The organism is Nocardia sp. NPDC049149 (assembly GCF_043197455.1).
GTDB lineage: Bacteria > Actinomycetota > Actinomycetes > Mycobacteriales > Mycobacteriaceae > Nocardia.
Map to the genome: position 1 here is coordinate 848,950 of NZ_JBICTD010000004.1, position 14,307 is coordinate 863,256.

A 14,307-nucleotide genomic window follows, 5' to 3' on the forward strand; every position below is an offset into this window, starting at 1 on the left:
AGCCTACGACGGCCGCCCGCGGCCGGATCAGACGCGGCGCATCACCGAGACGACCTTGCCGAGCACGGCCGCCGCGTCACCGTCGATGACCTGGTAGGCAGGGTTGCGCGGTTCGAGATACACGTGCCCGTTGCGCCTGCGATACACCTTGACCGTCGCCTCGCCGTCGATCATCGCCGCGACGATCTCGCCGGAATGTGCCTCGTGCTGCTGGCGCACCACCACGATGTCGCCGTCGCAGATGGCCGCATCGATCATCGAGTCGCCGCGCACCCGCAGCCCGAACACGGTGCCGCGGCCGACGAGCTGGCGCGACATCATCAGCATGTCGTCGGTGTGTTCCTCCGCGAGAATCGGCGTGCCTGCCGCGATGTCGCCGACAACGGGCACCGCCACCGAATCCTCGTGCTGCTCCTGCTGCACGGTCCCCTGCAGGAACATCCGCACATCGATCGGCCGCGACATCGTCTCGCTGCGCCGCAGAAAACCCTTCTCCTCCAGGCTGTTCAGATGCTTGGACACCGAGGACGACGACCGCAAACCGACCGCGTCCCCGATCTGGCGGGAGTTCGGCGCATATCCCTCGCGCTGCACCCAGTCCCGGATGATGGCGAGGATGCGCTGCTGCCGCTCGGGCAGCCGGGACGTGTCGAGATGTTCGAGGTCGTCGTAGGTCACCGGGGCATCCTAGAGGCCTGCGCCGATCCGACCGGCGCACAGGCCATTCCAGTGGAGTGTCGCGCGTCAGGTGTGCTTGAGCAGTAACTCTTGCGGCCATTCCTCGTGCAGCACCCGCTCCAGCCGCTCCTCGGGTGAACTGTCGCAGTACGGAATCTTGTCCGGGTCACGCACCACCGCGAGGACGGGAGCGGTCAGCACATCCCACGGTTCGATGTTGTTCGCCAGCCACCCGTAGATGCGCAGGTCCGCGTACTCCGGACTCCACCAGTCCTCGCAGAGCCGCCGCCAATCGTTCGGATGCACCATCAGCCAGACGGCGAAGGTCATCGAGTAACCCTCGGTCAGCCGAATCGGTAGCAGCGCACGGGCATACGCGCCGTGGTTGGGCACCATCATCAGCTCCGAGCTGTGCGCGGTGTCCCCGCTCATCCAGGTACCCGGAGTCAATTCCCGATCCGGCGCGCGGCGCACCGGATCGGGCAGCGTGAATCGCCAATGCTGGTCGTAGGAGTCGCGTGGTCCGCCGCAGGTCGCGCAGGCGCAGGTCGTCACCGCGGCGGGGGCCGGGTCAGGTTCAGGCGTCGACGCCTCGTTCGAGTGTGCTTCGCTCGACACAGAATTCGTTCCCTTCGGGGTCGAGGAGGGTGACCCAGCCGAGGCCGTCGGGCTTGCGGTGATCCTCGTACAGGGTCGCACCCAGGGCGATGATGCGCTCGACTTCTTCGTCGCGGGTGCGTTCGGTGGGCATCCAGTCGAAATGGAGCCGGTTCTTCACGGTCTTGGCTTCCGGCACCCGAATGAACAGCAAACTCGGGACCGGTCCTGGCGCGCTGAGCAGTGCCTCGTCGTCCTCGATCTCGTCGACGTCCTCGGCCACCGGCCACCCGGTGACCGAACTCCAGAACATCGCGAGCTTGCGCGGTTCAGCGCAATCGACAGCAACGTGGCGCAAAATCATGCACCTGAGCGTATCGGTGATCCGAGGACCGGCGCACCGCAATTCGATCGACGCCTACCTCAGGCGTACGGGTCGGTGATCTCGCGCAATCGGGTCAACGCCTTCCGCATCCGGCCTGCCCCGAGATGTTCGGACCAATATCCGGCCCGCCCCGAGATGTTCGGACCTATTGGTCTGAATCTGCTCGGCGACCGAGTTGGCGAAATCCGCGCCCTTCTGCCCGCCGGCAGTCAATCGCACCATGGTTCGACGCTGGCTGTCTCGACCGCACAATGGTCCGACGCTCGCTGCCTCCACGAGGTGCGCGGCCGATATCGGAGCTCGCTGAGGCAAGATCGGGGTATGAGCTCGATCGCAAGGCCGCATATTCCGGGGACTATCGACGAGTTTCGTGTGCTCGCGGAGACGCGGTTGAGCACGTTTCCCCGCATCGCGGTTCCTGATGCGCCGGGCATGCGGCGCGCGGCGGTCGTGCTGTGCGTCGTCGAGCAGTCCGGCGGGCCGTTGGCGGTGATCGTGATTCGGCGCGCCTATCGCGGGCGCAACGCCGGCCAGTGGGGACTGCCGGGTGGGCGGCTCGATCCGCGAGAAACCGCAGAGCAGGCCGCGATACGCGAGCTCCACGAAGAACTCGGGCTGACCCTGGCGCCGACAGACCTGATCGGCTGTCTCGACGACTTCCCCGCCGCATCCGGATTCGCGATCACCCCGTTCGTCGCCGCACTCCGCGACACCACCGCGCTGCACCCCAGCCCCGACGAAGTCCACTCTGTGCACCACGTCGACCTGGCCCGACTCGCCGCCGACGACACCCCACACTGGGTCGCCGCCCACGACGCGGTCCGGCAACCCGAACTACGCAACAACCCAGCACCCGCCACCCCCGAATTCGGCCTACTCCAAATGCGACTCGGCCCCGCAATGACCATCCACGCCCCCACCGGCGCCATGCTCTGGCAATTCCGCGAAGTCATCCTCCTCGGCAGCACCCCCACCGCCGCCCGCGTCGCCCACTTCGACCAACCCGCCTGGACCCAGCACTAGCAAGACCCTCGTCATCTTCAAAGGCACCCAGCAGATCCAGCAGCCCATAATCGCCTGCCGCACCCTCGGCCTGTCGGGGCAGCACCCGTCGGAACCGAATCAGTCCACCCGAGCAACCAATTCACCCCGGAACCCCCAAACCCGCCCCTCCCACGCATCCGCGCCCGTTCTGGAGTTGGTCAATTGATCACGAGGCACTGGTGGCGGCATCGCCCGAGAAGCCCCCGCCACCAGTGCCCCCTCGACCATCAGCCACCCCGGTGCGCCCAGATTCCGGGATCGCAGGCCTCTCCGAGACCGGCACCCGGGACTACCCCGGCGGAACCGCACACCCTTTGCTTTCGCGCACACGACTTCACCAGCGATTCGGTATGCGGGAAACCAAACCCTATGCGGCTCAGCGTCTTCGGTCTCGAAGACCCCGAGGCGGGGCCACCACACCCCTTCCGGAGTTGGTCGGTTGATCATGGGGTACTGGTGTAGGCATCGCCCGAGAGGCCACCTGCACCAGTTCCCCCTCGGCACGAAACCACCTCTGCGATCCCACATGCCGGGATCGCAGACCTCCCTGAGGCGGGCAACCGCGGCCTGCCCCACCCAATACCGAAATCCGCACCCCTTCCGTGCATCCGCACGCTTTCCAGCAGCCCAGAACGAGTGCGAATCCCCAGAACGAGTGCGAATCCGAAGTCTCTGATCGCGAACCTCCGCAGCCGCACACCTTTCGTCTTCCCGCACACGATCTGGCATGCAATATCGTGTGCGGGAAGACAGAAAGTGTGCGGCTGAGAGTCTTTGATCTTGAATCTCTGTCTTTGATCTTGAAGTTCTCGAAACGAGAGCACAGCCAAGTGACCCGGCTGGAACGAGAGAACCCGTGACTGACAGCGGAGGTCAGCCGGGTACGGCAGACGACGCCACCACGCTATCCGGTGCAAACCCTTGGCTGCCGAATTCACAGGAGACCGTATACCCGAAGGAGCTCTGCCTTCGCCGAGCCCAAAGCGGCACGGGCGCAGACCAACCCGACCCGTGGGGCGCGGTCTCGGGCGGGCGCGGTCTCGGGCGGGCGCGGTCTCGGGCGGGCGCGGTCTCGGACGGGCGCGGCTTTGGGCGTGCGCGGCTTTGGGGGTTGGTGTGGGTTTCGTGGAGCGTGTTGCGTTTGGGTGGTGGTCTAATCCGTAGGTTGAACTGTTTCGTGGGGCGTGTTGCGTTTGGGGTGGTGGTTTATCCGCGGGTTGAACGGTTTCCTGGCGAGCGGGACGGTTTCGGGGTTTGCACTGGATAGCGTGGTGGCGTCGTGTGCCGTACCCGGCTGACCTCCGCTGTCAGGTGCGGGTTCTCTCGTCCCCGACCGGGTTGCTTGGCTGTGGTCCGGTTCAAAGATCTTTTCGGGGAAGTGATCTCGAGGGAGGTTGGCGGGAGTCGTATGGTGGCTGTTTTCGGGCGGGTGGCAACCATAGGACTCCCGTCGATGAAGTTGATCAACCATTTCACTCCCGTCGATGGGCCAGCAACCATTTCACTCCCGTCGATGAGGCTCGCAACCACTTCTCTCACGCCGACGAAGCCCAGCAACCACTTCTCTCACGCCAATGAGGGCGAGCAACCATTTCACTCACGCCGATGCCGCAACAACCACTCCCGTCGATGGGGTCCGCAACCGTCCCTCGTCGCACGTAACCCGTTGCGCCCCTTACAAAGCCGTGGCGGGCGGGCGGTTGACCGCCAGTTCCGGCACCACACCCTCGTACCGTTCGACATCCACCAGTGACAGCTGGCCCGTGCAGCCCTGGGCCAGTCGTGAGGATGGGCGGTCCGGGGTCAGCACGTTCGGGTTGCCGTGGCGGCAGAATGCTGGGTTGGCGGGGTCGGGGTCGTACCAGGCTCCGGTGGAGAGTTGGGCGATTCCCTGGCGCAGTCCGTCGTCGACGATCAGGCCTGCCAGGCAGCTGCCGCGGCGGCTGACGATGCGCACCACGTCGCCGTCGCGCAGGCCGCGCGCCGCCGCATCCTCGGGGTGCAACCGAACCGGTTCGCGCCCAGCAACTTTCGCCGATTGACTGTGGGTGCCGACATCGAGCTGGCTGTGCAGTTTGGTGCGGGGCTGGTTGGCGACCAACTGCAGCGGGAATTCGGCGGCGGCCGGTCCGCCCAACCACTCTTCCGGCTCCAACCACACCGGGTGACCCGGGCATTCGGCGTAGCCGAAGCTGTCGATGGTTTGGGAAAAGATCTCGATCTTGCCGCTGGGGGTGGTGAGCGGGTGTTGGTCGGGATCGGCACGGAACTCCGCGCCCAGCACCTGATCGGGGTCGGGCACCGGAAGTTCGATGTGCTCGCTCGCCCAGAACGTGTCGAAATCGGGCAGGTCGTGACCGGAGTGATGCAGCCGCCACTCCTCGTACAGGTGCCGCAACCACTCGTCGACGGTGCGGCCCTCGGTGAAATCCTTGCCGATGCCCAGACGGTCGGCCAGGTCGCCGAGGATGGCGTAATCGTCGCGCGCCTGACCGTGCGGGCGAGTGATCGCCTTCATCGCGAAGAACACCCGATCGTTCTCCCCCGCACCGAAGTCGTCGCGCTCGATCGACATCGTCGACGGCAGCACGATGTCCGCGTGCCTGGCGGTCGCCGACCAGAACGGGTCGTGCACCACCACCGTGTCGGGGCGCGCGAATGCCGCACGCAACCTGGCCAAATCCTGGTGGTGGTGGAAGGGATTTCCGCCTGCCCAATACACCAGCTTGATATCGGGGTAGACCAAGTGCTGCCCGTTGTATTCGAACGGCTGCCCTGGATTCAGCAGCATGTCAGCGATCCTGGCAACCGGAATGAATTTGTCGACCCCGTTGAGCCCCTGCGGAAGTCGCGGCGGCGAGAACAGCCGCGCGGGTTCGCCGAGACTCGCCGCCGATCCGTAGCCGTGCCCGAATCCCCCACCGGGCAAACCGATTTGACCGAGCATCGCCGCGAGCACCACACCGAGCCACAACGGCTGCTCACCGTACTGCGCGCGCTGCAACGACCAACTGACGGTCACCATCGTTCGCGCCGCCGCCATTTCGCGCGCCAGCGTCCGGATCCGTTCGGCGGCAAGGCCGGTGATCGTCGCGGCCCACTCCGGCGACTTGACGATGCCGTCGGTCGTGCCACGCACATACTCGATGAAACGGTCGTAGCCCACCGTGTACTTGTCCAGAAAACCGGTGTCCGCCAACCCTTCCGCGTCCAACACCTGCGCCAGCGCCAGCATCAACGCCGAATCACTGCCCGGCCGCGGCGCAAGCCACTCGGCCTGCGCCTCCGCCGGACTGTCGTCGCGCAACGGCGTCACCGACACGAATCGGCACCCCCGCGCCCGCGCGGCCCCGATCCACCCGCGCACGTTGTGCCGCGACACCCCACCCGGCGACACCGCCGCATTCTTCGGCGACAACCCGCCGAACGCCACCACCAGCTCCGCATGCTCGGCAAGCACCGACTTCGACGTCGCCGCCTGCATGACCCAGCCGAGCTCGCCGATCACATGCGGCAACAGCACCTGCGAAACCCCGAGGCTGTAGCTGTTGACGTGGTGCACATACCCGCCGAGACAGTTCAGGAACCGATGCAGCTGACTCTGCGCGTGATGGAACCGGCCCGCGCTCGCCCAGCCGTAGGACCCGCCGTACACCGCCTCCGCACCGTGCTCGCGATACACCCGCCCCAGCTCACCGGCCAGCAGATCGAGCGCCTTCTCCCACGACACCGGCACGAACGGATCGTTGCCACGCCGCGCGGCCCCCGGCCCATCTTCCAACCACCCTCGCCGCACATACGGTTGATCGACGCGCGTCGGATGATGTTGTGCCGACGCCACATTCTCGATCAACCGCATCGGTTCCGGATCGTCGCGCCATGGCCGCACCGCGGTCAGCCGGTCACCATCGCTGTCAGCCTCGAAGGCACCCCAATGCGTCAGATGCGTGGTCATCTACCCACCGTAACTCCGCCCACCGCCCCTGCGGCGAGTCAGGATCCATCCGCCCAGTCTGTTCAGCGGCGACGCAGCTCGAACATCCGGAACTGCCGACCACCCGACAGCTCGTACTCCATCTCGTAGCCCGGCCAGAATTCCACGGCCAGATCCCACACCCGCTTGCGATCGACACCGGTCACCTCGGTGACGCTCACCTCGAACTGCTCGCCCTTGTGCCGAACGGTCGCGGTGCTCGCGGCACGCAGATTCGCCGACCACACCGGATGCTTCGGACTGCCCCAATTGGAGCCGATCACCAGGAAATCCGCGCCGCGCGGCACATACAGCAGCGACGTCGTCCGCGGAATCCCGCTCTTGCGGCCCGCGACGGTGATCTCGATCGAGGGCAGCCCGGCCAGATCGAGCACCCCCATCCGGCCGCCGGTCCACCGCCGAATCGTCCGCTCCACCGGCAGCACGACCGGCGCCGTTCGCATCACCCAGCGCTGTTGCGCGAGCCGTCGAGCCAGCGGCGGCAGCGGATTCGAGACCATCAGGAAATCCTGACACGTCCTCTTTCCACCTCCCGAATCGACAAGCCGCACAGAGGGCGATCTCACATCTACGACGCTGTCGCACACAACGATCCGGCGTCCAGACCGCCGTGCACACCGCCGAAATCGACCCGAACCCGAGGCAGGTGCCGGATGATGGCCCCATGGGGGATTCGACAACCGGCCCACCCGCACCCGAGCCACCGGACAGCGCCCGACGGCGCGACCTCCGTCTCGCCGCCGAAACCGAAGCCCGCACGCACACGCTGCTGATCCGCACCGTGCGCTCCGGCGGCATCCTCAGCGCCCTCATGCGCCCCGCATTCCTGGCCAAGACGCCGAGGGGCTACGGCATCATCACCACCACCGGACGCAAGACGGGCAAGCCGCGACCCAAATGTGTCCGCGCCATCCGCCGCGGCGACCGGGCCTATCTCGTCCAACTGCTCCCGCCGCACGTCGCGATGAAACGTCCCGGCGCACGCACCGGCTGGCTACTCAACATCCTCGCCGACCCCAACATCCGAATCCGGTTGTCCGACGGCACATTCGACGGCGTTGCTCGCGAAATCACCAACTCGACCGAACTCGTGATCGCGCGTACGATCCTCTGCGAAACGGTTGTCCCGCTCGACTACGGCGAATGCGCGGTCCATCTGCGCGGCCGCCCGACCCGAGCCAAGATTCAACACCTGCACCGCTATTGGTTCGACACCGGACATCCGATAGTCATCGAACTCGCGACGCACTGAGGCGTCGCCCCCTGCCCCGACTTTTTCCGGCAGCCGCATTCACAGGAGTTCCTCAGCTGCACCGGTAGGTTGGAGAGCGCGCAGATCGGCGCGACAAACCGGAAGGATGCAGCCTCTTGTTGAACGGTGCCGCCAGGCCGCTCCCCAACCGACCGTGCAGCCGACACTTACAAAGGGCCGCCTGATGTTCGCGCGTTGGGGAGACCTGGTCCATCGATTCCGCTTTCTGGTCATCGCTCTTCTCGGGGCCGCGCTCCTGGCGCTCGGCGCGTACGGCGCCGACCTGAAAGATCACCTCAGCTCGAGCGGTCTCGACGATCCGACCTCGGAATCGGCGAAGGCCGCACGGTTGGCAGACGCGGCGTTCGGCCGCGAACACAGCGCCGACGTCATCGTGCTGTACACCTTTCCCGCCGGCGTGAAACTCGACGACCCGGAGCGCAGCACCAAGATCGTCGAAAGCCTCAACCGCCTGCCCGAGCAGTACCCGGACCACATCGAGAAGATCAACGGGGCATTCTGGCCGACAAAGACCGGCCAATCGAACCCGAGCGTCTTCGGCAAGCCGGACAAGAACCGCGCCTTCGCCTCCATCGCCATCCGCGGCAACACCGACACCGAGATGGTGAACAACTATCGGAAGGTCAAGGGCGTCTTCGCCGTTCCCGGCCTCGCCGAACTCGGCGTCGATGTCCAGGTCGCCGGACTCCAACCCGTCGCAGGCACCCTCAACGACACCCTCGACGACGACCTGCACCGGATGGAAATCCTGGCCCTGCCCGCCGTCGCGGTGCTGCTGTTCTTCATCTTCGGCGGCCTCGTCGCCGCGGCGCTACCGCTGTTGATGGGCGGACTCACCATTCTGGGCGCCAACGGAATCGTCCGAACGATCACCGAATTCACCGAGGTCAATTCGTTCGTCTCCAGCGTCGTCACGCTGATCGGCCTAGGGCTCGCCATCGACTACGGCCTGTTCATCGTCAGCCGATTCCGCGAAGAACTCGCCGAAGGCTACGACACCAGAACAGCCGTGCGCCGCACCGTGATGACCGCAGGCCGCACCGTCGTCTTCTCGGCAGCCATGATCATCGCCAGCCTCGGCGGCATGCTCCTGTTCCCGCAGGGCTTTCTGCGATCCATGGCATACGGCTCCATCGCGACCGTCACCCTCGCGGCACTCACCGCGATCACCGTCCTGCCCGCGATCCTGAGCATCCTCGGCCCGCGGGTAGACATGCTCGGCATCACCCGATTCCGGAAAACCAAGACCGCCGAACAAGTCGAGGAAGGGTTCTGGGGCCGCTCCACCCGCTGGGTGATGAAGTACCCGATGCGGATCGCCGTCCCGATCTGCATCCTGCTGCTGCTGTTGATCATTCCGATCAAGAACATCGCCTTCGGCGGCTTCAGCGAGACCTACCTCCCGCCCGACAACGAAACCAGGCACGCCCAACAGGAATTCGACGAAACCTTCCCGTTGCGCAAATCCGATCCCGTGCAATTGGTCTTCCGCACCGAGAACACCGCCGCCATCGGCGCCATTCTCAAACAGGCGAATCAAGCACCCGGACTCGCCAGCGCGATCAAAGGCAAACCGGGCGAGTTCACCATCCCGAAGCCGGCACCGAACATCGCAGGCGTCTACCGCTCGGAAGCCACCCTCGTCAAAGACCAGAACCCCAACCTGACCATCGACTACCTCCGCTCGATCGACATCCCCGACGACGTCACGATGCTCGTCGGTGGCCAACCCGCGATCCAAAAGGATTCCATCGACGGACTTCTGGGCCGCATTCCGTTCATGGTCGTGGTGGTTCTCCTGCTCACCACCCTGCTGATGTTCCTCACCTTCGGGTCCCTGGTCCTGCCGATCAAGGCCGCGTTGATGAGCGCACTCGGGCTCGGCTCCACGCTCGGCATCCTCACCTGGATCTTCGTCGACGGTCACGGAGCCGGGCTGCTCAACTTCACCCCGCAACCGATCTCGGCGCCGGTCCTCGTGTTGATCATCGCGATCATCTACGGCCTGTCCACCGACTACGAGGTCTTCCTGCTCTCCCGCATGGTCGAAGCCAGAGCCAAGGGCGCAACAACCACCGAGGCCATCCGGATCGGCACCGCGCACACCGGGCGCATCATCACCGCGGCCGCGCTCATCCTGCTCGTCGTCACCGGCGCGTTCGCCTTCTCCGACCTGGTGATGATGCAGTACGTCGCCTACGGCATGATCGCCGCGCTGTTCATCGACGCCACCATCCTGCGCATGCTCCTGGTCCCCGCCGTGATGAAGCTGCTCGGCGACGACTCCTGGTGGGCGCCCGCGTGGATGAAGCGCCTGCACGAGCGGGTCGGCATGAGCGAACCCATCCTCGCCGACGAACACCCCGCCACACTCAACATGGCCGACCTCGTCGAGACCACGCCGATCACCGATCCGGTCACCGTCAAACTCCCCATCATCACCGCCGAACAGGCCAACCGGTGACCCGAATCTGCTTGTAGCGGACTCCCTTACGCCGCTAGGCCGCGCGAACTAGCGTTGGCGGCTCGAAGGGAGGTCGAACATGAACGATTCGATCAAGTTCTCGATGGCCGCCGATGTGGTCGCGGTGGATGCCTGGGCCGAGTTCGCCCGCCGCTGCGAGGCAGACGGGTTCGATGCGCTGATGGTCCCGGACCATCCCGGGTCGTTCGTCTCCCCGTTCGTCGCGCTCGCCGCCGCCGCGACAGCCACCGAAACCCTCCGGCTCGGCACCAACGTGGTGAATGCCGGAATGTGGGAACCGTTCCTGCTCGCCGGCGAGGTGGCCACCCTCGATCTCGTCTCGCACGGGCGCGCCGTGTTCGGAATCGGCGCGGGTCACACCCCTGCCGAATGGACCATGCAGGGCCGCGCGCACCCGTCGGCGGCGGCCCGGGTGGACCGGATGGTCGAGGTCGCCGACACCACCCGGCGGTTGCTCGCAGGCGACACCGTGACCTATGCCGGCGAGCATGTGCGACTGCAGGACGCGTTCCTGGCGAAACCGCGCCCGGTACAGGACCCGATCCCACTCTTGGTGGGCGGCAGCGGAAACCGAGTCCTCCGGTATGCCGCGGCGAACGCGGACATCGTCGGGTTCTCCGGGCTCGGCCGGACGCTGCCCGACGGACACCAGCACGAAACCCGCTGGCGCCGTGCGGACGTCGATGCGCAGGTCGAGCTGGTCCGCGCCGCCGCGGCACAGGCCGGACGGACACCCACCTTCGAGGCGCTCGTCCAGCACGTGGAGATCACCGACGATGCCGAAGCCGCGTGTGCCAGGTTCGCCGAGGACATCCCGACCACCGGCGTCGCCGAGTTGCTCGCGGCGCCGTACGTGTTGATCGGAACCGTCGACGAACTGGTCGACGAACTGCGGGGGCACCAAAAGCGCTGGGGCTTCGACCGGTTCGTCATGCGCGCACCATTCCGCGCGGCAGGTGCTCAACTCCTCGCCGCCCTCTCTGAGTCTTGATACCGAGCGCCCAGCCCACCCCTCTCCTCTGTGCTAGTGGGTGGGCTGTGGCGTGAGGTTGTCATGTGAGGTGATTGGTGAGGTGGTTCAATGTGAAGTGACTACATATATAGATGCGCATATCTACGTATCCAAATGTATTTTCTCGAGTGATACGTCCTGCTTCTGACGTCATCGAATGACGCAAGGACCAGTTCATCGCTCGCCGCTACCCCCGAACTACCCGGCCCTACTTCTCCTCTCCCCCAAATCCTTTGGCGCCCACGCCAGACAGCCGCTCCCCCACAACCGGACGCGGTTGGGCGGATCGCCAACGAATGTCGACTGAGTCGGGCACTCGACCAGCTACGCTGACCCGGGACAACAGCCCAGTACGCGTCCTGACGAGCCCGATGGTCACCGTGGACAGGAGTTCGATGCGATCACGTTCTGTGCGATCACACCGCCGCTACCGCTTCCTCGCCATGCTGGCCGCGACCTCTGCGGCCTGCACCCTCGGCGCCACGGCAACCACCGCGGCCCGTCCGGAACCGCCCGCGCAGGTGGCGCCGCTGGGGCCGGACTTCCTCTGGGGCGTCGCCGCATCGGGATTCCAGTCGGAGGGCGACGCGCCGGACAGCAACTGGTCGCGCTACGCCGCGAGCGGGAAAACCCCTGAACCGTACGACAATTCGATCGACTTCCATGCCCGGTACCGCTCGGATATTGCACTCGCGGCGCAGCTCGGGGTCAAGGTCTATCGCATCGGCATCGAATGGGCCCGGCTGCAGCGGAGTCCCGGCGGGTGGGACGAGACCGGCCTGCGGTTCTACGACGACGTCATCGACGCGATCACCGCGGCGGGCATGCGCCCGATGCTGACCCTCGACCACTGGGTGTATCCGGGCTGGGAGGTCGATCGCGGCGGCTGGGCCAATCCGGGCATCGTCGAAGACTGGCTGGCCAATGCGCGCGTGGTAGTGGATCGATACGCCGCCCGAAACCCGTTGTGGGTCACCTTCAACGAGCCGTTGTTCTACATCGTGAACGAACTGCGCAAGGGTGGCCTCTCCCCCGCCATGGCGCCCACCATGCAGGATCGAATCGCGCAGGCGCACAACAGCATCTACGACTACATCCACGGCGTGCAACCCGGCGCGATGATCACGAGCAACGTCGCCTTTCTCCCCGCGGGCGACGACCAGATCGACAAGCCGTTCCTCGACAAGCTCGCAGGCAAGCTGGACTACATCGGCATCGACTACTACTACGGCCTCTCCCCCGAATCCCTGCTGACCGGCGGGCTTCCGGACTTCGAGCGACTCTGGCGGCAACCACTGCAACCGGAGGGCATTTACTACGCGCTGCAGAACTACGCCCGCCGCTACCCCGCCCTCCCGCTCTACATCGTCGAGAACGGCATGCCGACGGAGAACGGATTGCCGCGCGCGGACGGCTACTCCCGCGCCGACAACTTGCGCGACACGATCTACTGGCTGCAACGAGCCAAGGCCGACGGGATGAACGTCATCGGCTACAACTACTGGAGCCTCACCGACAACTACGAATGGGGTTCCTACGCACCCCGTTTCGGTCTCTACACGGTCGACGCGCTGACCGATCCCACGCTGACCCGCAAGCCGACGGACGCGGTCGCCGCATACACCGCGATCACCGGAGCCGGCGGCGTCGCCCCCGGTTACCGGCCGACCCGCGCACCAGCATGGTGCTCACTCGTCGACGCGGCAGCCAGCTGCACCGACCCGGTCGCCGTCCCTCGCTGACACGATCATGTCCGGCACTCCGCGCGAAACACCCAGCACCGCAGAGATTCTGCAGCGTTGGCAGGACTCGGGCGCGATCTGGCGGGTCCTGTCGCGCGGTCCCGGCGGGGTGACGATCGGGCTCTATGAGTGCACCGGCGGCCAGGAGGTCGACCGCCTCACGTCAACAGACCCGGCCCTCCTGCCTTTCCTCGGCGACCGATCGAGCAGCGAAGACTCCTGCTGAACCCCCAAGCGCGGTGCGCACTCAACGCCGATAGCCCAGCATCTCCAGCAATCCGTCGAGCTGATGCTCGAACAACTCATCGCGATCGTTGAACGTGCCGGGACCGTACACGTCGAAGAGATCCGCACTCACCGCGCCGAACACGCTGACCCAGAACGTCACCCCGCGGACATACAGCCAATCCGGCAGTTCCAGCTGGAATTCCTCCCGGATCCGGGCGAAATCTGCTGCGAGAGTACCTGTTACGTGCGGCTCAGGCGACGGGGCCGCAAGTTGACCCGCCGCATACGCGCGAGCGAACAGGTTCTGCATGGCGACGATCACCCTGATACCCGCCGTCGTGGTCTCGTCGGCGGGTGCGTCGTAGCCGGGTACCGGTGTGCCGTAAAGCAACCCATATCGCGAAGGCTCAGCATGCGCCCAGCGCCGCACGGTGCGGCACAACACCCGCAACTGCTCGATCGGATCGTCGGGTGCCGTCGCGAGTGCGGCATCGACTTCGTCGCCGAGCGCGTTGTATCCGTCCACCACCAGCAGGGTGAGCAGTTCGTCGCGGCTGCTGACGTATCGATAGACCGCTGACGAGACCACACCGAGGTCACGCGCGACCGCGCGCAGCGACAACGACGCGGCGCCTTGGGTGGCCAGATGCTCGCGGCCGATGCGGACTATGTCGTTCATCGTCTGGGCCCGCGCTCGGGCGCGTGGAGTCGTCGGCATAGCCCTACCGTGCAATATCCAGAGAGCATTGTCAACAACAGTGAGCACTGCTCTTGACACGCGGGCCGGCCGTGCCCCATGCTCATACACATTAGAGAGCATTGCTCTCTCAAAGCGAAAGCTTCCTCTCACCTCGGGCGACAACCCGCCC

General features: G+C 65.8%; 11 protein-coding genes and 1 pseudogene. 6 read left to right on the forward strand and 6 right to left on the reverse strand.

Annotated features, from left to right (window positions below):
- Window positions 1-27 precede the first annotated feature (27 nt).
- The 3 genes from lexA to ACGFNJ_RS19655 all read right to left on the reverse strand — a co-directional run bounded on the left by lexA (window position 28) and on the right by ACGFNJ_RS19655 (window position 1,639).
- A complete protein-coding gene (gene lexA / locus ACGFNJ_RS19645; RefSeq protein ID WP_393449678.1) occupies window positions 28-678 on the reverse strand; it encodes a transcriptional repressor LexA in 651 nt (216 codons plus the stop codon).
- Between the two features lie 66 nt (window positions 679-744).
- Window positions 745-1,296, reverse strand: coding sequence for a DUF2199 domain-containing protein (locus ACGFNJ_RS19650; RefSeq protein ID WP_393449681.1), 552 nt, complete (start codon window positions 1,294-1,296; stop codon window positions 745-747).
- The gene (locus tag ACGFNJ_RS19655; RefSeq protein ID WP_393449684.1) at window positions 1,256-1,639 is read right to left on the reverse strand and encodes a VOC family protein; all 384 of its coding nucleotides are present in this window, start codon (window positions 1,637-1,639) and stop codon (window positions 1,256-1,258) included. Before ACGFNJ_RS19655 ends, ACGFNJ_RS19650 begins: the two co-directional genes overlap by 41 nt.
- 342 nt (window positions 1,640-1,981) lie before the next feature.
- Here ACGFNJ_RS19655 and ACGFNJ_RS19660 point away from each other — a divergent pair, with 342 nt between their 5' ends.
- Window positions 1,982-2,683, forward strand: a complete 702-nt coding sequence (locus ACGFNJ_RS19660) for an NUDIX hydrolase (RefSeq protein WP_393449687.1) — start codon at window positions 1,982-1,984, stop codon at window positions 2,681-2,683.
- 1,696 nt (window positions 2,684-4,379) lie between these two features.
- Here the strand turns inward: ACGFNJ_RS19660 and ACGFNJ_RS19665 are convergent.
- Entirely contained in the window at window positions 4,380-6,659 is a 2,280-nt protein-coding gene (locus tag ACGFNJ_RS19665; RefSeq protein ID WP_393449690.1) for a molybdopterin guanine dinucleotide-containing S/N-oxide reductase, read from the reverse strand.
- Between the two features lie 62 nt (window positions 6,660-6,721).
- Window positions 6,722-7,198, reverse strand: a complete 477-nt coding sequence (locus tag ACGFNJ_RS19670; RefSeq protein ID WP_393449693.1) for a nitroreductase family deazaflavin-dependent oxidoreductase — start codon at window positions 7,196-7,198, stop codon at window positions 6,722-6,724.
- A 164-nt stretch (window positions 7,199-7,362) separates the two neighbouring features.
- On the opposite strand from ACGFNJ_RS19670, the gene ACGFNJ_RS19675 reads away from it, so the two are divergent.
- From ACGFNJ_RS19675 to ACGFNJ_RS19695, 5 genes and pseudogenes are all read left to right on the forward strand, one after another.
- A complete protein-coding gene (locus tag ACGFNJ_RS19675) occupies window positions 7,363-7,950 on the forward strand; it encodes a nitroreductase/quinone reductase family protein (RefSeq protein WP_393449696.1) in 588 nt (195 codons plus the stop codon).
- Between the two features lie 184 nt (window positions 7,951-8,134).
- A pseudogene (locus ACGFNJ_RS19680) lies at window positions 8,135-10,417 on the forward strand (MMPL family transporter); the annotation flags it as partial.
- A gap of 97 nt (window positions 10,418-10,514) precedes the next feature.
- The gene (locus tag ACGFNJ_RS19685) at window positions 10,515-11,447 is read left to right on the forward strand and encodes a TIGR03621 family F420-dependent LLM class oxidoreductase (protein WP_393449699.1); all 933 of its coding nucleotides are present in this window, start codon (window positions 10,515-10,517) and stop codon (window positions 11,445-11,447) included.
- A gap of 416 nt (window positions 11,448-11,863) precedes the next feature.
- Window positions 11,864-13,210 carry a family 1 glycosylhydrolase gene (locus ACGFNJ_RS19690; protein ID WP_393449702.1) on the forward strand — a complete coding sequence of 449 codons (1,347 nt, stop codon included), beginning with the start codon at window positions 11,864-11,866 and terminating at the stop codon, window positions 13,208-13,210.
- Window positions 13,211-13,217: 7 nt separating this feature from the next.
- Window positions 13,218-13,436, forward strand: coding sequence for a hypothetical protein (locus ACGFNJ_RS19695; RefSeq protein ID WP_393449705.1), 219 nt, complete (start codon window positions 13,218-13,220; stop codon window positions 13,434-13,436).
- Between the two features lie 21 nt (window positions 13,437-13,457).
- Here the strand turns inward: ACGFNJ_RS19695 and ACGFNJ_RS19700 are convergent, their stop codons facing one another.
- On the reverse strand, window positions 13,458-14,156 hold the full coding sequence (locus tag ACGFNJ_RS19700) for a TetR/AcrR family transcriptional regulator (protein WP_393449708.1): 699 nt from the start codon (window positions 14,154-14,156) through the stop codon (window positions 13,458-13,460).
- Between the last annotated feature and the right edge of the window lie 151 nt (window positions 14,157-14,307).

What these genes read in the sequence shown, in the direction of transcription:
- ACGFNJ_RS19685 (WP_393449699.1), top strand. Translation starts at nt 10,515, where the DNA reads ATGAACGATTCGATCAAGTTCTCGATGGCCGCCGATGTGGTCGCGGTG.
- ACGFNJ_RS19695 (WP_393449705.1), top strand. Translation starts at nt 13,218, where the DNA reads ATGTCCGGCACTCCGCGCGAAACACCCAGCACCGCAGAGATTCTGCAG.
- ACGFNJ_RS19675 (WP_393449696.1), top strand. Translation starts at nt 7,363, where the DNA reads ATGGGGGATTCGACAACCGGCCCACCCGCACCCGAGCCACCGGACAGC.
- ACGFNJ_RS19690 (WP_393449702.1), top strand. Translation starts at nt 11,864, where the DNA reads ATGCGATCACGTTCTGTGCGATCACACCGCCGCTACCGCTTCCTCGCC.
- ACGFNJ_RS19700 (WP_393449708.1), bottom strand. Translation starts at nt 14,156, where the DNA reads ATGCCGACGACTCCACGCGCCCGAGCGCGGGCCCAGACGATGAACGAC.
- ACGFNJ_RS19665 (WP_393449690.1), bottom strand. Translation starts at nt 6,659, where the DNA reads ATGACCACGCATCTGACGCATTGGGGTGCCTTCGAGGCTGACAGCGAT.
- ACGFNJ_RS19670 (WP_393449693.1), bottom strand. Translation starts at nt 7,198, where the DNA reads ATGGTCTCGAATCCGCTGCCGCCGCTGGCTCGACGGCTCGCGCAACAG.
- ACGFNJ_RS19655 (WP_393449684.1), bottom strand. Translation starts at nt 1,639, where the DNA reads ATGATTTTGCGCCACGTTGCTGTCGATTGCGCTGAACCGCGCAAGCTC.
- ACGFNJ_RS19660 (WP_393449687.1), top strand. Translation starts at nt 1,982, where the DNA reads ATGAGCTCGATCGCAAGGCCGCATATTCCGGGGACTATCGACGAGTTT.